29 protein-coding genes are annotated in these 25650 nt (G+C 69.0%); 11 read left to right on the top strand and 18 right to left on the bottom strand.

The window, feature by feature from the left end; translation table 11 throughout:
- Positions 1 to 2: 2 nt before the first annotated feature.
- Complete coding sequence (locus tag LCL87_RS19795; protein ID WP_225022913.1) at positions 3 to 1220, bottom strand: MFS transporter; 1218 nt, start codon at positions 1218 to 1220, stop codon at positions 3 to 5.
- An 87-nt stretch (positions 1221 to 1307) separates the two neighbouring features.
- Between LCL87_RS19795 and LCL87_RS19790 the strand changes: the two genes are divergently transcribed.
- The gene (locus tag LCL87_RS19790; RefSeq protein ID WP_225022911.1) at positions 1308 to 2198 is read left to right on the top strand and encodes a LysR family transcriptional regulator; all 891 of its coding nucleotides are present in this window, start codon (positions 1308 to 1310) and stop codon (positions 2196 to 2198) included.
- On the opposite strand, the gene LCL87_RS19785 is transcribed toward LCL87_RS19790, so the two are convergent.
- A complete protein-coding gene (locus tag LCL87_RS19785; RefSeq protein WP_225022901.1) occupies positions 2195 to 2371 on the bottom strand; it encodes a hypothetical protein in 177 nt (58 codons plus the stop codon). The two genes, LCL87_RS19790 and LCL87_RS19785, sit on opposite strands and share 4 nt — an antisense overlap.
- Positions 2372 to 2604: 233 nt before the next feature.
- Here LCL87_RS19785 and LCL87_RS19780 point away from each other — a divergent pair, with 233 nt between their 5' ends.
- Genes LCL87_RS19780 through LCL87_RS19770 form a run of 3 tightly spaced genes read left to right on the top strand, consistent with a single transcriptional unit; the run spans position 2605 to position 4514 of the window.
- Positions 2605 to 3216, top strand: a complete 612-nt coding sequence (locus LCL87_RS19780) for a biotin transporter BioY (RefSeq protein WP_225022899.1) — start codon at positions 2605 to 2607, stop codon at positions 3214 to 3216.
- 15 nt (positions 3217 to 3231) lie between these two features.
- Positions 3232 to 3912: an ABC transporter ATP-binding protein gene (locus tag LCL87_RS19775; protein ID WP_225022897.1), complete on the top strand. Its 681-nt coding sequence runs from the start codon at positions 3232 to 3234 to the stop codon at positions 3910 to 3912.
- Positions 3909 to 4514 carry an energy-coupling factor transporter transmembrane component T family protein gene (locus LCL87_RS19770; RefSeq protein WP_225022895.1) on the top strand — a complete coding sequence of 202 codons (606 nt, stop codon included), beginning with the start codon at positions 3909 to 3911 and terminating at the stop codon, positions 4512 to 4514. The genes LCL87_RS19775 and LCL87_RS19770 overlap by 4 nt, the downstream gene beginning before the upstream one ends.
- 12 nt (positions 4515 to 4526) lie before the next feature.
- Here the strand turns inward: LCL87_RS19770 and pspM are convergent, their stop codons facing one another.
- The 5 genes from pspM to pgsA form a co-directional block, all read right to left on the bottom strand.
- The gene (pspM, locus tag LCL87_RS19765) at positions 4527 to 5297 is read right to left on the bottom strand and encodes a phage shock envelope stress response protein PspM (protein WP_225023100.1); all 771 of its coding nucleotides are present in this window, start codon (positions 5295 to 5297) and stop codon (positions 4527 to 4529) included.
- A gap of 132 nt (positions 5298 to 5429) precedes the next feature.
- Positions 5430 to 6254, bottom strand: coding sequence for a phage shock protein PspA (gene pspA / locus LCL87_RS19760; RefSeq protein WP_225022893.1), 825 nt, complete (start codon positions 6252 to 6254; stop codon positions 5430 to 5432).
- A 180-nt stretch (positions 6255 to 6434) separates the two neighbouring features.
- Entirely contained in the window at positions 6435 to 6782 is a 348-nt protein-coding gene (locus tag LCL87_RS19755; RefSeq protein ID WP_225022891.1) for a helix-turn-helix domain-containing protein, read from the bottom strand.
- A gap of 73 nt (positions 6783 to 6855) precedes the next feature.
- Complete coding sequence (locus LCL87_RS19750) at positions 6856 to 7344, bottom strand: nicotinamide-nucleotide amidohydrolase family protein (protein WP_225022888.1); 489 nt, start codon at positions 7342 to 7344, stop codon at positions 6856 to 6858.
- The gene (pgsA, locus tag LCL87_RS19745) at positions 7341 to 7979 is read right to left on the bottom strand and encodes a CDP-diacylglycerol--glycerol-3-phosphate 3-phosphatidyltransferase (protein ID WP_225022881.1); all 639 of its coding nucleotides are present in this window, start codon (positions 7977 to 7979) and stop codon (positions 7341 to 7343) included. Before pgsA ends, LCL87_RS19750 begins: the two co-directional genes overlap by 4 nt.
- Positions 7980 to 8147: 168 nt before the next feature.
- On the opposite strand from pgsA, the gene LCL87_RS19740 reads away from it, so the two are divergent.
- Both LCL87_RS19740 and LCL87_RS19735 read left to right on the top strand, forming a co-directional pair.
- Positions 8148 to 8636 (top strand): amino-acid N-acetyltransferase, encoded by a 489-nt coding sequence (locus tag LCL87_RS19740; protein ID WP_225023098.1) that lies wholly within the window; start codon positions 8148 to 8150, stop codon positions 8634 to 8636.
- A gap of 30 nt (positions 8637 to 8666) precedes the next feature.
- On the top strand, positions 8667 to 8951 hold the full coding sequence (locus LCL87_RS19735; RefSeq protein WP_225022878.1) for a YciI family protein: 285 nt from the start codon (positions 8667 to 8669) through the stop codon (positions 8949 to 8951).
- Positions 8952 to 9009: 58 nt separating this feature from the next.
- Here LCL87_RS19735 and LCL87_RS19730 read toward each other — a convergent pair whose 3' ends face one another.
- From LCL87_RS19730 to LCL87_RS19720, 3 genes are all read right to left on the bottom strand, one after another.
- The gene (locus LCL87_RS19730) at positions 9010 to 10008 is read right to left on the bottom strand and encodes a TerC family protein (protein WP_225022876.1); all 999 of its coding nucleotides are present in this window, start codon (positions 10006 to 10008) and stop codon (positions 9010 to 9012) included.
- Positions 10009 to 10224: 216 nt separating this feature from the next.
- On the bottom strand, positions 10225 to 12939 hold the full coding sequence (locus LCL87_RS19725; protein WP_225022874.1) for an FtsK/SpoIIIE family DNA translocase: 2715 nt from the start codon (positions 12937 to 12939) through the stop codon (positions 10225 to 10227).
- A 96-nt stretch (positions 12940 to 13035) separates the two neighbouring features.
- Entirely contained in the window at positions 13036 to 13659 is a 624-nt protein-coding gene (locus tag LCL87_RS19720; protein WP_225022872.1) for a TIGR03085 family metal-binding protein, read from the bottom strand.
- Between the two features lie 107 nt (positions 13660 to 13766).
- Here LCL87_RS19720 and LCL87_RS19715 point away from each other — a divergent pair, with 107 nt between their 5' ends.
- Positions 13767 to 14198: a pyridoxamine 5'-phosphate oxidase family protein gene (locus LCL87_RS19715; protein WP_225022871.1), complete on the top strand. Its 432-nt coding sequence runs from the start codon at positions 13767 to 13769 to the stop codon at positions 14196 to 14198.
- A gap of 11 nt (positions 14199 to 14209) precedes the next feature.
- Here LCL87_RS19715 and LCL87_RS19710 read toward each other — a convergent pair whose 3' ends face one another.
- The 4 genes from LCL87_RS19710 to thyX all read right to left on the bottom strand — a co-directional run bounded on the left by LCL87_RS19710 (position 14210) and on the right by thyX (position 18482).
- Positions 14210 to 14791 carry a DnaJ family domain-containing protein gene (locus LCL87_RS19710; protein ID WP_225022869.1) on the bottom strand — a complete coding sequence of 194 codons (582 nt, stop codon included), beginning with the start codon at positions 14789 to 14791 and terminating at the stop codon, positions 14210 to 14212.
- Between the two features lie 50 nt (positions 14792 to 14841).
- The gene (locus tag LCL87_RS19705) at positions 14842 to 16758 is read right to left on the bottom strand and encodes a ribonuclease J (protein ID WP_225022867.1); all 1917 of its coding nucleotides are present in this window, start codon (positions 16756 to 16758) and stop codon (positions 14842 to 14844) included.
- Positions 16755 to 17663 carry a 4-hydroxy-tetrahydrodipicolinate synthase gene (gene dapA / locus LCL87_RS19700; RefSeq protein ID WP_225022865.1) on the bottom strand — a complete coding sequence of 303 codons (909 nt, stop codon included), beginning with the start codon at positions 17661 to 17663 and terminating at the stop codon, positions 16755 to 16757. The genes LCL87_RS19705 and dapA overlap by 4 nt, the downstream gene beginning before the upstream one ends.
- 66 nt (positions 17664 to 17729) lie before the next feature.
- Positions 17730 to 18482: an FAD-dependent thymidylate synthase gene (gene thyX / locus LCL87_RS19695; RefSeq protein ID WP_225022863.1), complete on the bottom strand. Its 753-nt coding sequence runs from the start codon at positions 18480 to 18482 to the stop codon at positions 17730 to 17732.
- A 140-nt stretch (positions 18483 to 18622) separates the two neighbouring features.
- On the opposite strand from thyX, the gene LCL87_RS19690 reads away from it, so the two are divergent.
- The 3 genes from LCL87_RS19690 to LCL87_RS19680 all read left to right on the top strand — a co-directional run bounded on the left by LCL87_RS19690 (position 18623) and on the right by LCL87_RS19680 (position 20339).
- Positions 18623 to 19123, top strand: a complete 501-nt coding sequence (locus LCL87_RS19690) for a hypothetical protein (protein WP_225022861.1) — start codon at positions 18623 to 18625, stop codon at positions 19121 to 19123.
- A 114-nt stretch (positions 19124 to 19237) separates the two neighbouring features.
- Positions 19238 to 19672, top strand: a complete 435-nt coding sequence (locus LCL87_RS19685; RefSeq protein ID WP_225022860.1) for an SRPBCC family protein — start codon at positions 19238 to 19240, stop codon at positions 19670 to 19672.
- 10 nt (positions 19673 to 19682) lie between these two features.
- The gene (locus tag LCL87_RS19680) at positions 19683 to 20339 is read left to right on the top strand and encodes a thioredoxin-like domain-containing protein (RefSeq protein ID WP_510850814.1); all 657 of its coding nucleotides are present in this window, start codon (positions 19683 to 19685) and stop codon (positions 20337 to 20339) included.
- Positions 20340 to 20341: 2 nt separating this feature from the next.
- On the opposite strand, the gene LCL87_RS19675 is transcribed toward LCL87_RS19680, so the two are convergent.
- The 4 genes from LCL87_RS19675 to LCL87_RS19660 all read right to left on the bottom strand — a co-directional run bounded on the left by LCL87_RS19675 (position 20342) and on the right by LCL87_RS19660 (position 23010).
- The gene (locus tag LCL87_RS19675; RefSeq protein WP_225022852.1) at positions 20342 to 20818 is read right to left on the bottom strand and encodes a flavodoxin family protein; all 477 of its coding nucleotides are present in this window, start codon (positions 20816 to 20818) and stop codon (positions 20342 to 20344) included.
- A gap of 3 nt (positions 20819 to 20821) precedes the next feature.
- A complete protein-coding gene (locus LCL87_RS19670) occupies positions 20822 to 21289 on the bottom strand; it encodes a hypothetical protein (protein WP_225022850.1) in 468 nt (155 codons plus the stop codon).
- Positions 21286 to 22044 (bottom strand): 4-hydroxy-tetrahydrodipicolinate reductase, encoded by a 759-nt coding sequence (dapB, locus tag LCL87_RS19665; protein WP_225022849.1) that lies wholly within the window; start codon positions 22042 to 22044, stop codon positions 21286 to 21288. The genes LCL87_RS19670 and dapB overlap by 4 nt, the downstream gene beginning before the upstream one ends.
- Before the next feature lie 93 nt (positions 22045 to 22137).
- A complete protein-coding gene (locus tag LCL87_RS19660) occupies positions 22138 to 23010 on the bottom strand; it encodes an SAM-dependent methyltransferase (RefSeq protein ID WP_225022847.1) in 873 nt (290 codons plus the stop codon).
- A gap of 247 nt (positions 23011 to 23257) precedes the next feature.
- Here LCL87_RS19660 and LCL87_RS19655 point away from each other — a divergent pair, with 247 nt between their 5' ends.
- A complete protein-coding gene (locus tag LCL87_RS19655) occupies positions 23258 to 25642 on the top strand; it encodes an arylsulfatase (protein WP_225022845.1) in 2385 nt (794 codons plus the stop codon).
- Positions 25643 to 25650: the final 8 nt, after the last annotated feature.

Genomic DNA, 25650 nt, shown 5'->3' with positions numbered 1-25650 from the left:
GGTCAGCATGCCCCGACGGGGGCACTCGCGCGCGCCGAAATCCGTAGATCGAGCCACCACACCGCGAGGACCGCGACGGACAGTCCGGCGCCGGCCCAGCAGATGCCGGCCCACCCGTGGGTGGCCCACAGCAGCGAGCCGAGCGCCGATCCGGCCGCGCCGCCGACGAAGTAGCCGGTCATGTACACCGCCGTCACCCGCGAGCGCGCCTGTGGTGCAAGCGCATAGATGACACCCTGATTGCTCACGTGCACGCACTTGAGCGCGACGTCGGAGATCAGCACGGCGAGCACGAACGCGACGAGGCTGCTCGCCCCCAGACCGAACAGCGCCCACGACGCCACTAGCACCGCGGCGCCGACCCCGGCCGTGGCCCGCGCGAAGCCGCGATCGGCGAGACGTCCCGCGACGTTCGCCATGACCGCACCGGCCACGCCCGCGAGTCCGACCAACCCGATCGCGACGTCGTCCAGGCCGAACGGCTCGGCGGCGAGCACGAAGGCCATCGCCGCGAACACCGTGCTGGCCGCCGCGAAACTGAGTGCGCTCATCGCGGTCGCGGTCCGCAACCGCGGATGCTGCCGCAGCAGCGTGCCCATCGACGCCAGGATCGCGCCGTACCCCAGCCCGTGACTGTCCCGCGACGTCGGCAACGCGCGCCACAGTGCCACGGCGATCAGGAGCATCGCGACCGCGCTCACGCGATACACCGTCTGCCATCCGCCGAGCGGGGTGAGCAGGCCGGCGACACTGCGGGCCAGCAGGATTCCGACCATGAGCCCGCTCATGACCGTGCCGACCGCGGTGGCGGCGCGTCCGGGTTCGGCGAGCGCCGCCGCGAACGGGACCAGCACCTGTGCCGCCACCGAGAACAGACCCGCCATCGCGGTGCCGACAATCAGCCACCCGATCGACGGCGCGAATCCGCACACCGCCTGCCCGACGGCGGCGAGAACCATCAACCCGACGCTGAGCGCCCGGCGGTCGACCAGGTCACCGAGCGGGACGAGGAACAGCAGGCCGAGGCCGTAGAACACCTGCGACACCGTGACCGTCACGGCGGCGGTCGACTGCTCGACGCCGAGCGCGCTCGCGATCGAGTCGAGCAGTGGCTGATTGAAGTAGTTGCCGCCCACGCACAGTCCGCACGCGACGGCCATGACGAGCAGCAGCCCCGGAGAAAGAGCGGGGCGGACGGTTCGGGATTCGGTAACGCTCACCGGGCAATTCTTTACCCTGGGTAATCATCTGTCTAGCATCTGAATCAGATCGAATTGATCGCTCAGCACGATCAGCGAGGAGGACGGATGGAACTGCGACAACTGCGGTACGCGATCGCGGTGGCCGAGGAACGCCACTTCACCCGGGCCGCGTCGCGACTGCACGTGGCGCAGTCCGCGCTCAGTCATCAGGTACAGCAACTCGAGAACGAACTCGGCACGGCCCTGTTCACCAGAACGAGCCGTCGGGTCGAACTGACCGACGCGGGCCAGGCGTTCGTACTGCGCGCCCGCGAGGTGCTCGCCGCCACCGAAAGACTGCGCGGCGACGTCGCCGCCACCGCGGACGCGGTGACCGGCACCCTGCGGATCGGCACCATCACGACGCTCACACAGATCGACCTGGCCGCGCACCTCCGCACGTTCCTCGACGCCCATCCCGGTGTCGACGTCCACGTGGTGTCGTCGATGAGCGAATCGATCGTCGCGCAGGTCGAGTCCGGCGAACTGGACCTCGGTTTCATCGGCCTGTGGCACACCCGCCCGCGCGCCGGGCTCACCGCCCGCGTGCTCGGCACCGAACAACTGGTCGCGGTCGTCGGACGCGATCACCCGTGGGCGACGCGCACCACCGTCACGCTCCTCGATCTCGCGGGCGTGCCGACCGTCGACTTCCCGGAAGGAACCGGGGCCCGGCGGCAGAGCGACGACGCGTTCACGATGGCCGGACTCCCCCGCAACGTCGTCGCCCAGGCCGGATCGGCGACGCTCGTCGCCGCGCTCACCGAGGCCGGCGTCGGGGTCGGCTTCCTCCCGGAGTCCGACGCCGTCACCCGGCCCGGTCTGCACGTGCTGCGCATCGCCGACGCCCCGATCCGGACGGTGCACATGATCAGCAAGTCGACCCTGCTCACGCCGCCCGGACGGGAGTTCGCCGAGCTGATCGAGCGGCATCTCACCGGCGGCCGGGAGTCCTAGAGTCGCGAGTTGTCGGAACGCTCCGACGATCCCGACATCGCCTTGAACAACATGTATAGCCCGAAGACGATCGCGCTCACCACCAGGATCCCGAACAGGCCCTTGACCAGGGCTCCGATCAGCGCGAACGCGATCCAGACCAGTGCCACGGCGCCGACGATCTTCCAGAACACGATGTGCCTCCCGCTTCGTTCCTCACCGACGATCCTACGACCGCGGCAATTTGATGCTGTCACGGCCGGGTCCGGAAATCAGCAGGTCAGCGGCAAGATCAGGGAAAGATGGGGGAAGACCCTGAGACCACCGAGCGGGAGGGAATGCGTCCCGACAGGCTGCTTGACATAAGCTCGCCAGGTTGGACCCGATCCGTCCCGTTCGCGAACACCACGAGGAGCAGTAGGCAGCCGTGTCGTCGACTTCCACCACGGGCACTCCCCGGAACACCGCTCGCGATCTCGCGCAGATCGCCGTCTTCGCGGCCCTGATCATCGCGCTGGGTCTGCCCGGAACGATCAACGTCGGTGGTTCGGCGGTGCCGATCACGCTGCAGACCCTCGGCGTCATGCTCGCCGGCGCACTGCTCGGCCCCCGTAAGGGCACCCTGTCCGTGCTCACCGTGATCGTCCTCGGCCTGGCCCTGCCGGTCCTGGCCGGCGGCCGCACGTCGCTCGTGTCGCTGTCGAGCCCTACCGCGGGCTTCCTCATCGGCTGGCTGCCCGCAGCCGCGGTGATCGGCTGGCTGAGCTACCGGATGCTGCCCAAGTACAACGTCTTCGGCGGCGTCGCGATCAACCTGCTCGGCGGGATCGTGGTCCTGTACGCGTTCGGCATCCCCGGCATGCTGCTCAAGACGGATCTGACGGTCTCGGCTGCCTTCGCCGCGAACCTCACCTACCTGCCCGGCGACGTGATCAAGGCGGTGGTCGCCGCGGTCGTAGCCGCCCAGGTCCACCGCGCATACCCGGCACTTGCCGCCCGGAGCCTGCCCACGGCCCCGGTTCGAGTCGACGCCGTATAGGGCCGTACCTGCACGATGAGCGAGATCCGGTTCGAGGCTGTCCACCACTCCTACGGTGAGCGCACGGTTCTCGCCGGGATCGACCTCACCCTCACCGAGCGGCGGATCGGCGTCGTCGGCGCGAACGGCAGCGGCAAGTCGACGCTGGCCAGGATGATCAACGGGCTCGTGACCCCGACGTCGGGATCGGTGTCCGTGGACGGCCTCGACGCTGCCCGCAAGGGCCGTCAGGTGCGCAAGAAGGTCGGGTTCGTCTTCACCGACCCCGACCATCAGATCGTCATGCCGACGGTATCGGAGGACATCGCCTTCTCGCTGCGCCGCAGTGCCCTGAGCAAGGCCGAGCGCGCCGACCGGGTCACCCAGGTGCTCACCGACTTCGGCCTCGACGGCCACGCCGACCACCCCACGCACCTGCTCTCCGGCGGGCAGAAGCAGCTACTGGCGCTTGCCGCGGTGATGGTGACCGACCCCGACGTGCTGGTCGCCGACGAGCCGACAACGCTGCTGGACCTGCGTAACGCCCGGCTGATGCGCTCGACGCTCGCGGCGCTGCCGCAGCAACTCGTGGTGGTCACCCATCACCTCGATCTCCTCGACGACTTCGACCGGGTGATCGTGATCGACGGCGGCAGGGTCGCGGCCGACGGCGCACCGCGAGAGGCGATCGCCCACTACCGCGGGCTGATCGGATGACCACGCTCGGCCTGTACACCCCCGGATCGTCGCTCCTGCACCGCCTCCCACCCGGCTTCAAGCTGGTGGCGATGGTGCTGGCGATCGGGGCGGGCACGATCCTGGTGCGCCAGCCGTGGCACCTGATTCCCGCACTGGCCGCGGTCGCCGCGCTCTACGCGATCGCCCGGATCCCGGTGCGGGTCGCGCTCGCTCAGCTGCGACCGCTCCTGTGGGCGCTGATCTTCATCGGTGTCTTCCAGGTGATCTTCACCGGATGGGCCCGCGCGACGGTGGTGTGCGGCACGATCGTGCTCGCCGTGTCGCTCGCGGCACTGGTCACGCTCACGACGCGGGTGACCGACATGCTCGACACCGTCAGCCGGGCACTGCGCCCGCTGCGCCGTGTCGGGGTGAATCCGGAGCGTGCGGGGCTGGTGCTCGCGATGACGTTGCGCTGTATTCCGCTGCTCACCGCAATCGTGCAGCAGGTGTCCGACGCCCGAAAGGCGCGCGGACTGGGGTTCTCGCTGCGCGCGCTGGCCGTTCCCGCCGTCGTGTCGGCGCTCATGACCGCCGAGGCGATGGGTGACGCGCTCGCCGCCCGCGGCGTCGACGACTGACGGACCCGCACTTCAGCGACGGAACCGGCGCTCGATCTCGTCGACCTCGCCGAGCGCGTCGGCCCAGCCTTCCAGCCGGTCCGACGCGGACAGCAGCTCCTGCCGCTGCTGGTCGAGCAGCGAGTACGACGACGACTGCGCGGGAGCGGTCATCCGCGCGGCCGCGGTGACGAGCCCCTCGTACTGCACTACACCGTCGGCGAGCTGCTGCTCGGCGTTGCGGACGGCGTGCTCGAGATGCGGGGCAGCCGCGGCGGTCCCCCGCCCCGCGTTCTCCATCGCAACGACGTCGGACGCGACCGCTCGCAGGGCCGCTGACGCCGCTCGCGCTGTCTCGCCCGTGTGGTCGAGCTCGTCGACGTCGACCACCGCGGACCGCCCCAGGACCCCGAGGATCTGGTTCAGGCTGGTCTCTGCGGCCGTGAGTCGTTCCATGGGCGCCCGCGCCGCCGACCCCGCGGGTGGCAGCGGTTGGCGGGTGACCGTGGCCGGGGGCAGCGGGGTGGCCGTCAGCCGGCGGTAGGTGCCGACTGCGACGACCGCCGGTACCGCGAACAGCGCGGCCGCACCGCCTGTGGCGACGACGGTCCAGTCCGGCGCCGACGCGACCGCGAGCGAGGCCGTGCCCACGACACCGGCGCCCGACGCGATGCCGAACCGGGTCGCGCGTTTACGGGCCCGACGCCGCTTACGGAGCATCCGCTCGCGTGGATCCGACCATCGCCGGACGCTGTCGGCGACGCTGCCGCTTACCTCACGCAGCACGTTCTGCGCGCTCGTCACCGCGGACGCCGCGTTGCCGGCGAGCGTCGATGCCTCTCCGAATACAGAGCCGGCCGGCCGGGATCGTCTCCCGGACCGGCCGTCTCGTGCGTTGCTCATCGAACCCGTCTTCGTGTTCGCCGCTCAGCGTTCCTACTGCGCGGAGGTTTCACCGTTGGCGGACGCCGCCGGAGGCTCCGGGGCGGCTGCCGGCTGCGCCGGAGTCGCGGTGGCGCCACCGGAAGGGAGGGCGTCGCCCTTCATCGAGGCGCGGATCTGCTCGAGACGGCTGTGTCCGGCCATCTGGACGCTCGCCTGCTGGACCTCCATCATGCGACCCTGCACCGAGTTCTGGGCCAGCTCCGCGGCGCCGAGCGCGTTGGCGTAGCGCTGCTCGATCTTCTCGCGGACCGCGTCGAGGCTCGGGGTGTTGCCCGGCGCGGCCAGGGTCTGGTCCATCGACCGCAGCGAGTCCGAGACGCGCTCCTGCATCTTGGCCTGCTCGAGCTGGCTGAGCAGCTTGGTGCGCTCGGCGACCTTCGACTGCAGCGTCATGGCGTTCTGCTCGACGGCCTTCTTCGCCTGCGCGGCCGCCTGCAGGGCCTGGTCGTGCAGCACCTTGAGGTCCTCGACGGACTGCTCCGCCGTGACGAGCTGCGCCGCGAACGCCTCGGCCGCGTTGGTGTACTGGATGGCCTTCTCGTTGTCACCGGCGGTGGCGGCCTGATCGGCGAGCGTGACAGCCTGGCGCGCGTTCGCATTCAGCTTCTCGACCTCGTCGAGCTGACGGCTGAGCTTCATCTCCAGCTGGCGCTGGTTGCCGATGACAGACGCCGCCTGCTGCGACAGGGCCTGGTGCTGACGCTGCGCGTCCTCGATCGCCTGCTGAATCTGAACCTTGGGGTCGGCCTTCTCATCAATCTTGGAATTGAAGAGCGCCATCAGGTACTTCCAGCCCTTGACGAAAGGATTAGCCATGGGTTGATCCTGCCTCCATCTGGTGCGCCGCGCCATGCGCGACCCGATGCGCGACCGTCGCACATCGAATACGAGTTCTGCCCCTGCCGATCGATGGGTGCCACGAACCGCGTGGTTCGCGGCATCCCCGACGACCGTCTACCTGTGAATCTATCCGTTCGTACGTGCCGGGTGCACGACTCAGGCCGCTGCCAGTGCGCGCGCCGTAGGTGCCGGGATCACGACCCGGGTGTCCTGTGCGATGCGCCCGCTGACCTGTTGTGCCCCGGTGGCCGTGCCGGCCGTCTCCGGCGGCTTGACCGCCAGCGACTCGCTGACGTCGACCAGCACCTCGGACAGCGGAACCTCGAGGGCGTCGCAAATGGCGGCGAGCAGTTCGCTCGACGCTTCCTTGCGACCCCGCTCGATCTCGGAGAGGTACCCGAGACTGACGCGCGCGCTGTTCGACACCTCACGCAGCGTTCGGCTCTGCGACACGCGTGTGCGCCGAAGACTGTCACCGATTGCCTCACGCAATAGCAGCGCCATCTCGCTCCTCCTTCTTCCGACACCCCACTCGTGAATACAAACGCACGAACGCGAGCGATTGGTTCCCGAAACCCTATCGCGCCAGACGATCGAGCAAACTCGACACTGCCAGTCGCACACTGCCGAACCGTATTTCCCATCGCTCACCCGACAACTGCAGGGCGGTGACCTCGGTACCGTCCGGTCCGCTCACCCCGAGGAACACCGTCCCGGGAGCATGCCCGTCCTGCGGGTCCGGTCCGGCGACACCGGTCAGCCCGATCCCCCAGTCGGCAGCGCAGCGGTCCCGCGCGCCCTCCGCGAGTTGCGCCGCCGTAGAGGCAGCCACCGGGCCGTCCGACGCGAGCACGGCCGAGTCGACACCGGCGAGACTGCCCTTGAGATCCGTGGCGTAGACGATCAGCCCGCCGCGCAGCACAGCGCTCGCGCCGGGCACGCCCGCCACGGTGGCCGCGAGCAGGCCCGCGGTGAGCGACTCGGCCGTGGCCAGGGTCTGGCCCCGACGAACCAGCGCTTCGACCAGTTCGTGGGCGGGTACCACCGCCGTGAGCGGGTCCGTCATGCGCTTGCGCGCCGCACCCCGGCGCGCAAGCGCACCGCCTGGATCACGTAGTCGAGTCCCGTGACCACCGTCAGCACGACGGCGAAGCCCATCAACGTGGCACTCACCGGCGCGAACGCGTCCGGCAGCGGGGCCAGGTACAGGCCGATCGCGACGGACTGCACGAGCGTCTTGAGCTTGCCGCCGCGTCCGGCCGGAATCACTCCGTGGCGGAGCACCGCGAAGCGCATCAGCGTGATTCCCAGCTCGCGCGCCGCGATGATGCCGGTCACCCACCACGACAGGTCGCCGAGCAACGACAACCCGACCAGGGCGGCGCCGATCAGCGCCTTGTCCGCGATCGGATCCGCCATCTTCCCGAAATCGGTGACCAGCCCGTGCTTGCGGGCCAGTTGTCCGTCGACCCGGTCGGTCAGGGCGGCGATCGCGAAAATCGATGTGGCGGCGATCCGCCACCCCGTGGAATGCCCGTCGTCCATGAACAGCGCCACCAGGAACACCGGTACCAGCACGATGCGCAGGATCGTGAGGATGTTCGCGATGTTCAGCAGCGGCACCGGGGTGTGCGGGGCGATACCGACGCCGGGCTGGGCGTCGGGTGCTGCGGCGGCCGTGTCACGGCGCGGGGCGCTCATGACCGATCCGATCCGACGGTTCGCCGAGGCACGCCCGAGACGAACGGGACGTGATGTGGGGCGACGGATCGGGGCGGCACACTGCTCACAATATCGGTTCGGGGGATGACTACTGTGCACCACATGACTTCTGGGACTCCGACGGCTGGAACGAACGAGGCTGAAGGGATGAAGGTGCGACGCGCGCGCACCTCGGACGTACCGGAGATCAAGCGCCTCATCGACATTTATGCCGGAAAGATCCTGCTCGAGAAGAATCTCGTGACGCTTTACGAGGCCGTGCAGGAGTTCTGGGTGGTGGAGGAGGCCGGCAACGTCGTCGGCTGCGGCGCGATGCACGTGCTGTGGTCGGATCTCGGCGAGGTCCGCACCGTCGCGGTCGATCCGTCGGTCAAGGGACGAGGCGCCGGCCATCTCGTGGTGGCGAAGCTGATCGAGGTGGCACGCGAGTTGGAACTCGAGCGACTGTTCGTACTCACCTTCGAGGTCAACTTCTTCGCCAAGCACGGATTCGCGGAGATCGAGGGCACACCCGTCACCGCGGAGGTGTATGCCGAGATGTGCCGGTCCTACGACACCGGTGTCGCCGAGTTCCTGGACCTGAGCTATGTCAAGCCGAATACGCTGGGTAATACCCGCATGCTGCTCACCCTCTGAGCACGTCCGGACTCAGGGATCGAGGAAACAATGCCGCTGTTCGCCGTCCAGTACACGTACGCACACGAGAAGTCCGCGGAACGCGACGACCACCGCACGGATCACCGTGCGTGGCTCGCGGACCTCGTCCGCCGGGGCATCGTGCATTCGTCCGGGCCGTTCGCCGACGGCGGCGGCGCCCTGATGATGGTCGAGGCCGCGACCGCCGGCGACGTGGAAGCGCTGTTCGACCAGGATCCGTTCGCGAAGCGCGACCTGGTGGAGCACCGCGTCGTCCGCGAATGGATCCCGGTGTTCGGTGTCTTCGTGAAGTGAGCCGCGAACGCCGGCCGGACGATGGGCCCGGCCGGCGTCGCTGTCACCGCGGTGCCCGCTAGCTGGCGACCGGAGTGTTGTCGGACTTGTCGTTGCGGGTCTTGATCAGGCTCGCGACCGTCGTCACCACGAGCACGCCCATGATGACGCTGAGCGACATCACGGTGGAGATCTCCGGGACGGAGACGTGCTCGCCGCCGTTGATGAACGGCAGGGTGTTCTCGTGCAGCGCGTGCAGCACCAGCTTCACACCGATGAAGGCCAGGATGATGGACAGGCCGTAGGACAGGTACACCAGACGCTCGAGCAGGCCGCCGATGAGGAAGTACAGCTGACGCAGGCCCATGAGCGCGAATGCGTTCGCGGTGAACACCAGGTACGGCTCCTGCGTGAGGCCGTAGATCGCGGGGATCGAGTCGAGCGCGAAGAGGACGTCGGTGAAGCCGATGACGACCAGCGCCAGCAGCAGCGGGGTCACGACGCGCTTGCCGTCGATCTTGGTGACGAGCTTGTCGCCGTCGTATTCCTCGGTTGTCGGCAGCAGCTTCTTCGTCAGCCTGATGATCCGGCTGTCGCGCTTCTCCTCCACCTCGGCCTCGTGGCCCGAGTCCTTGACCAGCTTCACAGCCGTGAAGATGAGGAAGGCACCGAAGAGGTAGAATACCCAGCTGTAGGTGTTGATCGCCGCGGCACCGACCGCGATGAAGATGCCACGCATGACCAGCGCCATCACGATGCCGATGAGTAGCACCTTCTGCTGGTACTCACGTGGCACCGCGAAGGTGGACATGATGATCACGAAGACGAAGAGGTTGTCCACCGACAACGCCTTCTCCGTGACGTATCCGGCGAAGTATTCACCGCCGAATGTCGTGCCCCAGATCGACATCACGATCAGGCCGAACACGATCGCCAGTCCGATGTAGACCGCCGACCAGAAGGCCGACTCGCGGAACGTCGGGGCGTGCGGTGTGCGCACGTGCGCGAAGAAGTCGAAGACGAAGAGTCCGAGGATCACCAAGCAGGTGATGATCCAGACGAGTGGGGAGACATGCATCAGCTAATTGCCCTCCGGTAGGTAAGCGTCACCACCGGAGGTCTCTCCCACCGATCGGCCGGCGATGCCGGTTCCGATCAGCCGACAGACCCGGACCGGCAACGGTGCCGATCGTGTTGACGTATCTGCCGCAGGAATGGGGATACTCCCCTCCAAAGTGCTTCCTATTCAACCACAGGCGCGGCGGCGCCGCTGAATCCGGACAGAACGGTCAGGTCACTCGCCGTCCCCGGGCGCCGACTCCGGGTCTCCGCCCCGGATCGACCACAGCAGTCCCTCGAGCTCGTCCGACTTGATCAGGACCTCGCGCGCCTTCGACCCCTCGCTCGGACCCACGACACCGCGCGTCTCCATGAGGTCCATGAGGCGGCCGGCCTTGGCGAAACCGACGCGCAGCTTGCGCTGCAGCATCGACGTCGAACCGAACTGGCTCGACACCACAAGCTCGACGGCCTGCAGCAGAACATCCATGTCGTCGCCGATGTCGGGGTCGACGTCCTTCTTCTCCCCCGCCTTCGCCGCCGTCACGCCTTCGGTGTACTCGGGCTCGGCCTGGTTCTTGGTGAAGTCGACGACGGCGGAGATCTCCTCGTCGGTGATGAAGGCGCCCTGCATGCGGACCGGCTTACCCGCGCCCATCGGCAGGAACAGCCCGTCACCCATGCCGATGAGCTTCTCGGCGCCCGGCTGGTCGAGGATGACCCGCGAGTCCGTCAGCGACGAGGTCGCGAACGCGAGACGCGACGGCACGTTCGTCTTGATCAGGCCCGTGACGACGTCGACCGACGGCCGCTGCGTCGCAAGCACCAGGTGGATGCCGGCGGCACGTGCCTTCTGCGTAATGCGGACGATCGCCTCCTCGACGTCGCGCGGCGCGGTCATCATCAGGTCGGCCAGCTCGTCGACGATCGCGAGGATGTACGGGTACGGCCGGTACACCCGCTCGCTGCCGAGCGGCGTCGTGATCTCCCCGGACTTGACCTTGGCGTTGAAGTCGTCGATGTGCCGGACCCGGCTGGCCTGCATGTCCTGGTAGCGCTGCTCCATCTCCTCGACGAGCCACGCGAGCGCCGCGGCCGCCTTCTTGGGCTGCGTGATGATCGGCGTGATCAGGTGCGGGATGCCCTCGTAGGGGGTGAGCTCCACCATCTTGGGATCGATGAGGATCATCCGGACCTCGTCCGGGGTCGCGCGGGTCAGCAGCGAGACCAGCATCGAGTTCACGAAGCTGGACTTACCGGAACCGGTGGAACCGGCGACGAGAAGGTGCGGCATCTTGGCGAGGTTGGCGCTGACGAAGTCGCCCTCGATGTCCTTGCCGAGGCCGATCACCAGCGGGTGGTGGTCCTTGCGGGTCGACGGCGCCCCGAGGACGTCCGACAGGCGCACCATCTCGCGGTCCGAGTTGGGCACCTCGATGCCGACCGCGGACTTGCCCGGGATCGGCGCCAGCAGTCGCACGTTGTCGGTCGCGACCGCGTACGCGATGTTGCGGGCGAGTGCGGTGATCTTCTCGACCTTCACACCGGGTCCGAGTTCCACCTCGTAGCGGGTGACGGTGGGGCCACGGGTATAGCCGGTCACGGCCGCGTCGATCTTGAACTGCTGCAGGACCTCGGTGATCGCCTCGATCATCGCGTCGTTGGCCTTGCTGCCGAGCTTGGGCGGATCGCCCTCGACCAGCAGCGACAGAGGCGGCAGCGCGTAGTCGCCCTCGACAACCCGGTCGGGGACGAGCGTTTCCATCCGGTCCGCGGGCTCGGGCTCCGGTTTCGGCGTCGGTGCGACCTTCGCGCGCGGCTTCGGCCGCACCGGCGGCGCCGGTTCCGGCTCGGGTTCGGGTTCCGGTTCGGGCGGGGTGGGCACGGGGTCGCCCGGATCCCACAGCCCGAGCACCTCGGTGGCCGCTTCGGGGTGGACCTCGTCGGTCGGGTAGTTCAGTTCGGGGGTGGTGCGGCGACGACGCGGTGTGCGACGGGCGGGGCGGCCGCCGTCGACCGGGTAGCCGTCGGCGTCGAAGCCTGCGGGGTCGTAGTCATCGGTCCCGTAGCCGTCGTGCTCGTCGTCGAAGTCCGGATCGTGGGCGTGGTCGTACTCGTCGTCGTCGTACGACGTGCCGAAGTACGAGCGGAAGCGTTCGGGAACCTCACGGACGGTGGTCCCGGTGAGCAACAGGACGCCGAAGAACATCGCCATCAGCAGCAGCGGGGCGGACAGCCATGCGGTCACCCCGCTGGTGAGCGGGCCGGCCACGACGTAGCCGACGACCCCGGCCGCCGACGGCCAGCCGCCCGAGGTGGTGGGTGATCCCGCGGCGATGTGCCAGAGGCCGACGGCCGGTAGACCGACGAGGAGCGATCCGAGGATCAGTCGGGGACGGATGTCCGGCCTGGGTTCGGTTCGCATCAGGACGATCGCGATGCCGATACCGAGGAGCGGCAGGACCGCAGCGACCGCACCGACGACCGCGCGGACCGCGGTCTCGATCCACTCCCCCACCGGTCCGCCCGCCGAGAACCACATTCCGCCGGCGATCACGACACTGACGGCGATCAGGCCCAGCGCGATCCCGTCCCGACGGTGGCCGTGCTCGATCTCGGTGGCCTTCCCGAAGGTTCGGGTGGTGGCACCGACCCCCTTGGCGACCAGAGACCACCCCGAGCCGACGCCCTTCCCGATCGACGCCAGTGCGCCGGATCCCCGTGAGGACTTCTTGGGCGCCGGTCGACGGCCGCCCGCAGCACCGCGGGATGCGGCGGGCTTACGTTGCGCCGGGGCCCGGCGAGTGGCGGCGGGCTTGCGTGCCCCCGACGACGCGCTGCCGCGTCCGGACCCCTTCGAGCCGCCCCCGGTCGAGGCCGACGAGCGCGCACGGGTCCGCGAGGTGGATGCTGTCGAACTCGATCCGCGGGCGCTCGTCTTACCTGCCATAGGGGTCAGGTTAGTCGCTCGGGCACCATCCGGACCATCCGCAACACCCGCCACACCCGTCGAACCGTCCTGACGTGCGTCACCACGCCGTCGTACTCACATGCTGCGATCGAGTCCCGTGACTGCCGCCACATCCTCGGCCGATCCGACGAACTCCACCCGCGCCTGGTCCCGGCCGAACGCGTGCATCAGCAGCTCGGCGGGCTCGCCCCGCAGCGTGACGGAGCGGTCGCCCGCCGAGCGGACTGTGGCCCGCTCGCCGCCCGGACGTTCGAGAACGATGCCGACCGGTGACCGCCCGTAGCTGCGGCGACCGATCCCGGTCGCAACCTTCCACAGTTTGTCCTGCATGCCGCCGGGCAGCGTCCGCACCGACCAGTCGTCGCGGGCGCGGCGCACGTCCTCGTGGTGGACGAACATCTCGGCGAGATTGGCCTGCTCGTCGACCCAGTGGAACGGCGACCAGACCGGCGGGCCGGAGTCCACGTCATCGAGCAGGACACTCCACTCCCGCGCGGCGATGCCCCGCTGGACGCGCTCGGTGTGGCCCGCCAGGGCCGAGACCATGATTCCGGGCGCCGCGTCGAGGCGACGCTCGCGCAGCACGAGATGCGCGGCGAGGTCGCGGGCGGTCCAGTCCCCGCACAACGTCGGGGCGTCGGGGCCGACGGTGCGCATCGTCTCGACGAGGGCGTGGCGTTCGTCACGGGCGTAGGGCACACCACACCGTAACCGGATCTCCACCCGAACGCGCGAGGTTGTCGGTCCCTGCCCATAGCGTGGAGAGTGCCAACACTCTCAGCGACAAATGCGGTGAGGAGCGACGAATGTCGAAGACCACCATGTCCGCCCACGAACGCGAGGGGTTCCTCGCAGACCTCCATGTCGGGGTGATTGCCGCGGAACGCGACGGCCGGGCTCCGCTGGCGGTGCCGATCTGGTACCACTACTCCCCCGGCGGCGACGTCGCCGTGTGGACCGAGCGCGGGACGGTGAAGGAGCAACTCATCCGCGCTAGCGGGCGGTTCAGTCTGTGCGCGCAGCAGGAAGCGCCGCCGTACCGGTACGTCAGTGTGGAGGGCCCGGCGACGTTCCAGGAGCAGGTCACACCCGACGACGTCCGGCCCCTCGTTCGCCGCTACCTCCCGGCAGACGAGGCCGAGAAGTTCATCGCGGATTCCTTCAACGACCGGGCCGTGTTGATCCGGATGCGCCCACAGAAGTGGTTCACCGTCGACTACGGCAAGCTAGAGGACTGAAACCCCAACGCTCACTTCACCTTCTGCCGACGGCGGAACGGCCACGCGAATCGGCCGGTGATCCGTCGCCGTCGGTCGAAGCGCACCTGCCCTCGACGGATCTCGGTGTAGCCGGCCTCCGCGAGCGCGGCGCTCGCCTGTGCCCGCCGCGCCCGGCGCTGTTCCTCGTCGATCGCTCCGACGTCCACGACAGGCGCCGACGCCCGATCGACGCGCCACTGTTCGACGACCGCGTCGGCGTCCACGCGCCGAATCGGCACCTGTGGCCCGGACGGATTGCGCAGCCACGCCGCGATCCGGCGGTTGAGGCGCGCGACCTCGTCACGCACCTCACGCTCGGTGCGCGTGCTGCGCACCGCGTCGGGTAGCCGTTCGATGTCCTTGCGCAGCCGCAGCGGTTCGGGCAGCAAGTCGTCCGCGGATATGCCCTCGCGTTCGAGGTAGCCGCGGACCCACCAGTCGTCGCCCTCACGACTGGGGATCGGCTTGCCCGCCCCCTCGAGGTCCTCGAACTCGCCGCGCTCGTACGCGCCGCGGATCTGGGTCTCGACCCACGACTCGAACGTGGCCCGCGACGGCTTGCGCTCGGTCATGACGGGACGACGACCTCCTCACCCGCCGGGCGCGGCCACCCCGAGTCGGGTCAGGGCACCGCGATGACGGTCGGCACGATCATCGGCCGACGGCGGTACTTCTCCGCCACCCAACGTCCCACCACGCGGCGCACGGCCTGCGCGATCCGATGGGTGTCGTTGATGCCCTCGGACGCGAGATCGCCGAGGACCTTGTCGACGAGGCGCGCCGCCTCGGACAGCGCCTGCGGATCGTCGGAGAAGCCGCGGCCGCTGACCTCGGGTTCGCTGACGGCCCGGCCGGTCTCGGTGTCGACCGCAACGGAGATCGAGATGAAGCCGCCCTCGCCCAGGATGAGGCGGTCCGACAGCGTCGAGTGCCCGACGTCGCCGACCGAGTTGCCGTCGACGTACACGTGCCCGACCGGGACCCGGCCGACGATCTCGGCGAGCCCGTCGACCATGTCCACGACCACACCGTCCTCGGCGAGCACGATGCGTTCCTTCGGCACGCCGGTGGCCTCGGCCAGCGCGGCGTTGGCGCGCAGGTGACGCCATTCGCCGTGCACCGGCATCGCGTTGGTGGGCCGCACCGCGTTGTAGAGGTACAGCAGCTCGCCGGCGGACGCGTGCCCGGAGACGTGGACCTTGGCGTTCTGCTGCGTGACGACGGTGGCGCCGCGCTTGGCGAGACCGTTGACGACGGCGAACACCGAGTTCTCGTTGCCGGGGATCAGCGACGACGCGAGCACGACGAGGTCGTTGGCGCGGATGTTGATCTGACGGTGCTCACCGCGGGCCATCCGGGACAGCGCCGACAGCGGCTCGCCCTGCGAACCGGTCGAGATCAGCACCAGCTTGTCGTCGGGCAGGTTCGCGGCGGTGTCGATGTCGACGACGAGGCCGTCCGGCACCGACAGGTAGCCGAGGTCCTGCGCGATCTGCATGTTGCGGACCATCGAGCGGCCGACGAACGCAACCCGGCGGTTGTACCGCTTGGCGACGTCGACAACCTGCTGGATGCGGTGCACGTGGCTCGCGAACGACGCGACGATGACCCGCTGCGTGGCCTTGCCGATGACGTTGTCCAGCACGCCGCCGATCTCGCGCTCGGGGGTGACGAAGCCCGGCACCTCGGCGTTGGTGGAGTCGACGAGGAACAGGTCGACGCCCTCGTCGCCGAGCCGCGAGAAGCCGGCGAGGTCGGTGAGCCGGCCGTCGAGCGGCAGCTGGTCGAGCTTGATGTCGCCGGTGTGCAGCACCACGCCGGCCGACGTGCGGATCGCAACGGCGATCGCGTCGGGGATCGAGTGGTTGACGGCGAAGTACTCGCACTCGAACGGGCCGTGGTTGGTCTTGTCGCCCTCGACCACCTCGACGAGGTTGGGGCGCAGGCGGTGCTCACGGCACTTCGCGGCGACGAGCGCGAGCGTGAACTTCGCTCCGACGATCGGGATGTCGGGGCGCAGGCGCAGCAGGAACGGCACGGCGCCGATGTGATCCTCGTGGCCGTGCGTGAGGATGATCGCCTCGACGTCGTCCATCCGGTCCTCGATGTACCGGAAGTCGGGCAGGATCAGGTCCACGCCGGGCTGCTGGTCCTCGGGGAACAGCACACCGCAGTCGACGATCAGGAGCTTGCCCTGATGCTCGAAAACGGTCATGTTGCGGCCGATCTCGCCGATGCCGCCGAGCGCGACGACACGCAGACCCGTCTTGGGCGCCTTCGGCGGCAGGCCGAGCCGGTCGGTGGGGTCCAAGGCCACGGGAGCCGGGGCCTTGGACCGCTGGGATCGCTTGGCCGGAGACTTCCGGGCACCCGACTTCTTCGCGGCGGGCCGCTCGGCGGCTGCCGGCTCACTGGCCGGCGCCACCGGAGTCGGCTCCTGGGCTGCTGGTGCTGCTGGTGCTGCGGCGGAAACCTCGGCGGCGGGGGCCGGCGGGCCGGCCTGACGAGAAGCGCTGCGACGACGTGTGGGACGGGTCATGCCAGCACCCCCGCAGCAGCCAGATCAGCGGCCAGAATGTCGATCTGTTCGGTCGTCGGGGCAACCTGTGGCAGGCGCGGATCACCGACGTCGAGGCCCATCAGTCGCAGACCCGCCTTGGATGCGCTGACGCCGCCGAGGCGCGCCACCGAGCGGTTCACCGGGATGAGGCTGAGGTTGATCTCGCGCGCCTTGACGAGGTCGCCCGCGGCGAACGCGTTGTGGAGTTCGCGCAGACGCTGCGGGACGAGGTGGCCGATGACGCTGACGAAGCCGACGGCACCGACGGACAGCCACGGCAGGTTGAGCGGGTCGTCACCCGAGAAGAAGTCGAGGTCGGTGGTGCCGATCAGCTCTGCACCGGCATTGAGGTCGCCCTTGGCGTCCTTGACCGCGAGGATGCGCGGATGGTCGGCGAGACGACGGATCGTCTCGGTCTCGATGGGAACCACGGAGCGGGGCGGAATGTCGTAGAGCATCACCGGCAGGTCCGTCGCGTCGGCGACCGCAGTGAAGTGCGCGTACAGACCTGCCTGCGGCGGACGCGAGTAGTACGGCGTGACGACCAGCAGACCGTGCGCGCCCGCGCGGGCCGCGTCACGCGCGAGTTCGACGCTGTGCGCGGTGTCGTTGCTGCCGGCACCGGCGACGATCTTGGCCCGGTCGCCCACGGCGGCGATGACCGCGCGCAGCAGTTCCAGCTTCTCGTCCTCGGTGGTGGTGGGCGATTCGCCGGTGGTGCCGGCGAGCACGAGTCCGTCGCAACCGTTGTCGACGAGGTGGGTGGCCAGCCGCACGCCGGCGTCTACGTCCAGCTTTCCGTCCTTGGTGAACGGGGTCACCATCGCCGTGAGGACGGTGCCGAACGGACGCTCGACGGAAGCAGCTGAATCACCGTAGGTCATGGTCAGAAGGCTACCCGGTCTCGGTCGCAGACTTGAACGCGACGGCACCGCGGAACCCCCGCCAGCTCACAGGACTGCAGCGAACTCGCTCGTCGCCACCTCGGAACCGTCGGGCAACGTGACAATTTCGAAGTCGCCGAACACGTTCGGCGCGGCCGCCTGCAGTTGCCGCAGGCACTCGATCGCGACCTGGCGGATCTCGACGTCGGCGTGCTCGGTTGCCCGCATTTCGACGAAATGCCGCCAGGCCCGGTAGTTGCCGGTGACCACGACGCGGGTCTCGGTGGCGTTCGGCAGTACCGATCGGGCCGCCTGCCGTGCCTGCTTGTTGCGAACGGGCCCGTTGGGCTCGTCCGCGAGCTTCACCTCGAGTTCTTCGAGCAGTTCCGTGTACGCCTCGCGGCTGGCCTCGGTCGCCTTCGCGAACAGCGCCTCGAGCCGCTCGTCTCCGGCGATCGCCGGCGGAATCACGACGTTGGCGTCGTTCTCGCGGACGAACCGCTGCGAGAGCTGCGAGTACGAGAAGTGCCGGTGCCGGATCAACTCGTGGGTGCACGAACGCGAGATGCCACTGATGTAGAAGCTGACGCTGCCGTGCTCGAGCACGGACAGGTGACCCACCTCGAGGAGGTGCCGTAGATACCCGGCGTTGGTCGCGGTGCGCGGGTTCGGCTTGGACCAGCTCTGGTAGCACGCCCGCCCGGCGAACTCCGCGAGCGCCTCACCGCCGTCCGCGTCGGTCTCCCACGGGATGTCCGCGGGCGGGAGGAACTCCGTCTTCGCGACGAGTTGCACCTTCAGGGATACCGCGTTGGGCACTGCACATCCTCCCGGGATCGTTCGTACCTGTCAGACCGCACCATAACCCCACGTCGCCTTCCGGAGACGACTGCACAGCGACGTCGACGTGACATCATCCACCATTGACGTGACGCCACGAATGGCGTCACACTGACGTCATGGATCTCACCGAGTACACGGCCCGCCTGCGCGACGACCTGACCGCCGCCGCCGCACTCGGGGACGAACAGACACAGAAGACCGCCCTGGCCCTCGCGGCCGCAATGGAACGCTCGGCGCAGCTGATGCTGGTGTCGGCGCTGTCCGACCTCGCACGCGAGGCGTCGGAGGAGATGGGCGACCGGGCGCTCCACGTGCGGTTCGACGGCACCGAGGCGACCGTCGAGTCGTCCCGTCGTCGCCCCGACCACTCCGCCGGGACCTCCGAGCGGGCCGGCGACACCCGCGACCCGCGCGACCCGTCGGACGCGTACCGCACGCTCGAGGACGTCACCGGCGACATCAGCCGCGTCACCTTGCGCCTGGTCGATCAGATCAAGTCCCGCGCCGAGGAGGCGGCCCTGCAGGACGGGATGTCGCTCAACTCCTGGGTCTCCCAGGCGGTGCAGGGCGCGTTGCGTGACCAGATGCGTCGCGCCCGCCCCGACGACGACCTGTGACCGCACCGCCGCTGTTCGACGCTTCCGATCGCCACCTGCCGGAATCCCGGCACCGGTAATGGTCTAATTGCGTCTCGTCGTTCACTGTTTTCACAGCGTTGAGGAGTGGAGAGCATGGCTGTTTCCGGGGCAAAGGAATTCCAGGTCAAGGCCGCACCGGCCGATGTGATGGCAGCGATCGCCGCCGTCGACCGACTGCCCGAATGGTCGTCCGCTCACAAGAAGGTCATCATCGAGAGCACGCACGCGGACGGGCGTCCCGGCCGCGTGCGGATGACGGTCTCGATCATGGGCATCAACGACGAGCAGGTCGTCGACTACTCGTGGGACGGCGATACCGGCATGTCCTGGACCCTCGTCGAGAGCACGCAGCAGAACAGCCAGGACGGCTCCTACACCCTCACCCCGAAGGGCGACGGGACACTCGTGAAGTTCGCGCTCACCGTCGATCCCAAGATCCCGCTGCCCGGATTCCTGCTCAAGAAGGCCCAGAAGATGGCCCTCGAGACGGCCAGCCAGGGCCTCACCAAGTTCGTCGACGGCAAGTAGGCCGTCACCCGTGAGGGCCTACCTCCGGGCCGCGGCGGCGAGCGCACTCGTCCTCGCCGCCGCCGGGTGCGGCACCACCGTCGACGGTGCCGCGGTCGCGAATCCATTCGCACCGACGGCGGACAACCCCGATCCGTCACTGGGGATCGAGGGCATCACCGTGGTCGAGTACCCGGCAGCCCTGCACGTCCGCCCCACACAGCGGGTGGCGTACGACCGCACTCCCCCGTTCGGCGGCCCACACGACGCGGTGTGGGCGGCGTGCACCGGAACGGTGTACGACAAGCCGATTCGCAGCGAGAACGCCGTGCACTCGCTCGAGCACGGCGCGGTGTGGATCACCTACGACCCGGCACTGGTCACCGGCGCGGCCCTCGACGGTCTGGTCGACCGCGTCGACGGCCGGCCGTACCTGATGATGTCGCCGTATCCCGGCCTGTCCGTTCCCATCTCACTGCAGTCGTGGGGTCACCAACTGGTGGTCGACGGACCGTCGGACAGCCGAATCGATCACTTCGTCGACGCACTTCGGTTGAACCGCAACACGTTTCCCGAACCGGGCGCGACTTGCGCCACGCTGCCGGATGTCTTCGACGTCGACAATCCCCCGCCGTTCCAGGCGGGCCCGCCGGATCGCTCCGATCCGAACACGGTCCCGATGAACTGACCTCAGACGTCGCCGGCGACGGTGACCGCGACAGTGGCACCGAGTTCGTAACAGCTCTCGCGCACCGCCGCGTCGATCGGTCCGGTGACCTCGACGATGCCGGCCGCCTGCACCAACTCCAGGCCGGTGACGATCTTCTGGACGGACTTCACGGCGCCCGCGGTGTCGTTGTTGCCGTGCACCCACAGCCCGAACGGGCGTCCGGCGACCGCGTCGAGGCACGGGTAGTAGACGGTGTCGAAGAAGTGCTTGAGGGCGCCCGACATGTAGCCGAAGTTCGCGGACGTCCCGAACACGTAGCCGTCGGCGCCGAGGACGTCGACGGCCGTCGCGTGCAGTGCCGGGACCGACCGCACCGTGACGCCGGTGATCTCGGGGTCGTGGGCGCCGGCCAGCACCGCCTCGAGCAGCTCTCGGGTCGCCGGAGAGGACGTGTGGTGCACGACCAGCAGTGTCTTCTCGGGCGACCCGTCAGCCATGGGTCAGCTCTCCCGCTCGTGCTTCTCGAGCGCGACGGCGCGGCGCATCGTGTCGCGGGCCCGGCCACGGTCACCGGCGTAGTCGTACGCCCGCGCGAGCCGGTAGGAGTTGCGCCAGTTGTCGGGGTCGGCCTCCCACTCCTGCTTGACCTGCGCGAACAGTTCGTCGGCGGCGTCGCGCTCGATGCGGCCCGACGGCCGGCGCGGCAGATCCTCGACGTCGAGTTCGAGGCCCTCGTCGTGAATGCGGCGAGCGAGGTGCTGGTGCGCCAGACCGGACCGAATGGTCGCGACGACCATCCACACGCCGAGGAACGGCAGCACCAGCACCGCGATACCGAGCACGACAGGGACAGCGCGGCCGTCCTGGATCAGCGCAACGCCGCGCTGACCGAGCAGCACGAAGTAGAACGAGAGCGCCACGACGATCGCCGCGATCGCGACGACGACGCGGGTGGACTGGTTCTTCACAGGTCGAGCAGGGGGTCGATGCCGACGGTCAGCCCCGGGCGCTTACCGATCTCCCGCACGCCCAGCAGCACGCCGGGTGCGAAGGAGTTCCGGTCGATCGAGTCGTGCCGGATGGTGAGGGTCTCGCCCTGCGTGCCCAGGAGCACCTCCTGGTGCGCGACCAGACCCGCGAGCCGGATCGAATGGACCCGTACACCGTTGACGTCCGCACCACGTGCGCCCTCGAGCTCGGTGGTGGTGGCGTCGGGACTCGCCCCGCGGCCGGCCTTCTCGCGTGCCTCGGCGATGAGCGCCGCCGTCCGGTACGCGGTGCCCGACGGCGCATCCGCCTTGTTCGGGTGGTGCAGTTCGATGACCTCGACCGAGTCGAAGAAGCGTGCCGCAGCCGCCGCGAACCGCATCGACAGCACCGCGCCGATCGCGAAGTTGGGGGCGATCAGCACGCCGACACCCGGGCGCTCGTCGAGCCACGACTGCACCTGCGCGAGGCGGGCGTCGTCGAAGCCGGTGGTGCCGACGACGGCGTGGATGCCGTTGGCGATCAGGAACTGCAGGTTGTCCATGACCACGTCGGGGTGGGTGAAGTCGATGACCACCTGCGTGCGCTGATCGACGAAGTGCTCGATGCGCTCACCCTGGTCGACGCCGGCCACCAGCTCGAGGTCGTCGGCCTGCTCGACGGCGTCGCACATCGCGCGACCGACCTTGCCCTTGGCGCCGAGGACACCGACCCTGATGGGTGCTGCTGAAGTCACGTACACGCTCCGCCCGAAATCCCTGAATCCCTGAATGTGTTCGCCACAAGCCTACGATGTGCGGCTCCGCGGCCCGCATCCGACATTCACCGGTCACACACGGACCGCGGTGATGAACATGCTCGACCGCGCAGGATCCCCGCCCGGACTCTCGAGCGTGCGGCCGAATCGCTCGGCGACATCTGCCGAGCGTTCGACGTCGACGTCCCAGCCGTGGTCCGCCAGCCACTCTGCGGGATCGAACGGTCCGTCGTCGGGCCACAGCGACTCGATGTCGACGCCGAACAGATCGCGGGCACGCTGCGTCGACTCCTCCTGCATCATTCCCCGCACGTCGTCGATGTGCTCCACCTCGAAACGACTACCCGGCGTGGACAGGTCGGTGACGAATCGGCACAGCCTCTCCTTCGCCACGTTCGGGAGGAAGGGCAGGAGCCCCTCGGCCAGCCACGCGGACGGGGCCGAACGATCGAACCCCTTCTCCTGCAATGCCTTCGGCCAGTCCTCCCGCAGGTCCACTGCAACTGCCCGACGCTCGGCGCGTGGACTTGCACCCTGCGCCGCCAGGACATCATCCTTGAAGGACAGCACCTTCGGCGCGTCCAGCTCGTACACGGTGGTGCCGTCCGGCCAGTCCAGCCGGTACGCGCGCACGTCCAAACCCGCCGCGAGCAGAACCACCTGCCCGATCCCCGCCCCGCTCGCGCCGCGGAGATACTCGTCGAAATAGCGTGAGCGCACTCCCATGTAGTCGGCCATCGATCGCCACGGCACCTCGCGGTCGTCGGCGTCCTCGAGTCGGGTCGGCATCGGGGCCGGTGGCGCCGCGGCCTCCACGAACGCCTCCGCGTACGGATCGGCGACGAGGCCGCCGTCCCGGTGCGTCTCCATCGCCCGGCCCGCCGCCACCCCGAGCGCCGTGATCCCGACGCCGGTGACGATGTCCCACTCCGCCAGTTCGTCCATGTTCCGTCAGCCCCGTCTCTGCCATCGACGCAATTATCGGAATTCGATGTCGGACAGTCATTTCGGGCGCCAACAATGACACCGACCACGGATCGGACGGGCGCCCGACCCCACCGACCGACGCAGTTCCGAGGCTACTCCCGTCCACACACGCCGAGGCTGAGATTTCCCTGCGAACCGCGGCGACCGGACCGTACCGTCGAGAGAGGACGCCGACGGCACGCGAATCGTCAGGGAGGTCGTCCCGGTGGGCACAACGAGCGAAAACCACGATCCCGGCGACATCGGCCGGCAGATCCTGCCGATACCGAGCGAAAGGTATACCGGCACCGTCCTGTACGACGCGAAGGACCCGGACGCACGGTTCGCGCCCCTTCGGCCGCTGCGACCCCCGGCCGGGGCACCGAACGTGCTGATCGTGCTGCTCGACGACGTGGGGTTCGGGGCGTCGAGCACCTTCGGCGGGCCGGCGCAGACACCCACCGCGCAGCGCCTGGCCGACGCCGGCCTGAAGTACACGCGGTTCCACACGACCGCGCTGTGCTCCCCGACACGGGCCGCGCTGCTCACCGGGCGGAACCACCACACCGTGGGGATGGGCAGCATCACCGAGATGGCGACGGCAGCGCCCGGATACACATCCGTCCGGCCGGACTCGTGCGCGCCCCTCGCGGAGATCCTCAAGCTCAACGGCTATGCCACCGCCCACGTCGGCAAGTGCCACGAGGTACCGATCTGGGAGACCAGCCCGGTGGGACCGTTCGACCGCTGGCCGTCGCCGGGCAACGGCTTCGAGTACTTCTACGGCTTCCTCGGCGGCGAGACCGACCAGTGGTATCCCACGCTGCACGAGGGCACCACCCGGGTGGAACCGTGGGGCACCCCGGAGCAGGGCTATCACCTCACCGAGGACCTGGCCGACAAGGCGATCACGTGGGTGCGGCAGCAGAAGGCCCTCACCCCCGACAAGCCGTTCCTCCTGTACTTCGCGCCCGGCGCCACCCACGCCCCGCACCATGTTCCGCCGCAGTGGGCCGAACGGTATCGGGGCAGCTTCGACGACGGCTGGGACGCCCTCCGCGAGCGGACGTTCGCCCGCCAGAAGAAACTCGGCGTCGTGCCCGCGGACGCCGAACTCACCCGCCGGCACGACGTGATTCCCGCGTGGGAGGACATGGACGAGATGCTGCTGCCGGTGCTGCGCCGGCAGATGGAGAACTACGCCGGGTTCCTCGAACACACCGACCACCAGGTGGGCCGGGTCGTCGACGCGATCGAGCAGGTCGGCGCCCTCGACGACACGCTGGTCTTCTACATCATCGGAGACAACGGTGCGTCGGCCGAGGGCACGCTGCAGGGCACGTTCAACGAGCTGATCAGCCTCAACGGTATGGCGGAGATCGAGACGCCGGAGTTCCTGGTGAGCCAGCTCGACAAGCTCGGCGGCCCCGACTCGTCTCCGCACTACGCGGTGGGCTGGGCGCACGCGATGGACACCCCGTACCAGTGGACCAAGCAGGTCGCGTCGCACTGGGGCGGCACCCGCAACGGCACGGTGGTGCACTGGCCGCGTGGCTTCGCCGCCCGCGGCGAGATCCGCGACCAGTTCCATCACGTCGTCGACGTCGTCCCGACCGTGCTGGCGGCCGCCCGCATCCCGGCGCCGACGACGGTGAACGGCGTCCGGCAGGATCCCGTCGAGGGCGTCGACATGACCTACAGCTTCGACGACGCGTCGGCTCCCGAGCGGCACGTCACGCAGTACTTCGAGATGTTCGGCAACCGCGGGATCTACCACCGGGGCTGGTCGGCGGTGGCCAAGCATCGGACGCCGTGGCAGATCCTCGGCGGGACGGGCATCGCGTTCGACGACGACGTGTGGGAGCTCTACGACGGCAGCTCCGATTGGACGCAGGCCCGCGACCTGTCGAGGGAGCATCCCGATCGGCTGCACGAACTGCAGCGGGTGTTCCTGATCGAGGCGACCCGGCACAACGTGCTGCCGCTCGACGACCGGACGTTCGAGCGGGTGCTGCCGGGGCTGTCGGGCAAGCCGAGCCTCGTCCCGGGCAACCGGCAGGTGCTGCTGCCGGGCATGGAGGCGCTGCTCGAGATGCACATCGTCAACTGGCGCAATCGATCCTGGTCACTGACGGCACAGGTCGACGTGCCCGACGGCGGCGCCCGCGGCGTGATCCTCAACCTCGGCGGGCACGCGGGCGGCTGGTCGTTCTACTTCCACGACGGCCGACCGACGTTCTGCTACAACCTGTTCGGGCTCGAGCGGAGCTACACCCGCGCCCCCGGCCCCGTCCCCGCCGGGTTGCACCAGGTGCGCAGCGAGTTCGCGTACGACGGCGGCGGGCTCGGAAAGGGCGGCACCGTGACACTCTTCGTCGACGGCGCGTCGGTCGCGACCGGACGGATCGAACGCACCGAGCCGATCGGCTTCGGCTACGAGTACACCGACGTCGGGCGCGACAGCCTGTCCACCGTCACGCCGGAGTACCCGGCCGGCGACAACGCGTTCACCGGCCGCATCGACTGGGTGCAGATCGACGCCGGCGAGGACGGCCACGACCACCTGGTCGATCCCGCGGACGTCGTGCGCGTCGCGATGTACCGACAGTGACCGCCGGA

This window comes from Prescottella equi (assembly GCF_020171745.1).
In the GTDB taxonomy this organism is placed as follows: domain Bacteria; phylum Actinomycetota; class Actinomycetes; order Mycobacteriales; family Mycobacteriaceae; genus Prescottella; species Prescottella equi_A.
Note: the sequence above shows the minus strand (reverse complement) of the source record. Positions and strands in the feature narration are given on the sequence as shown.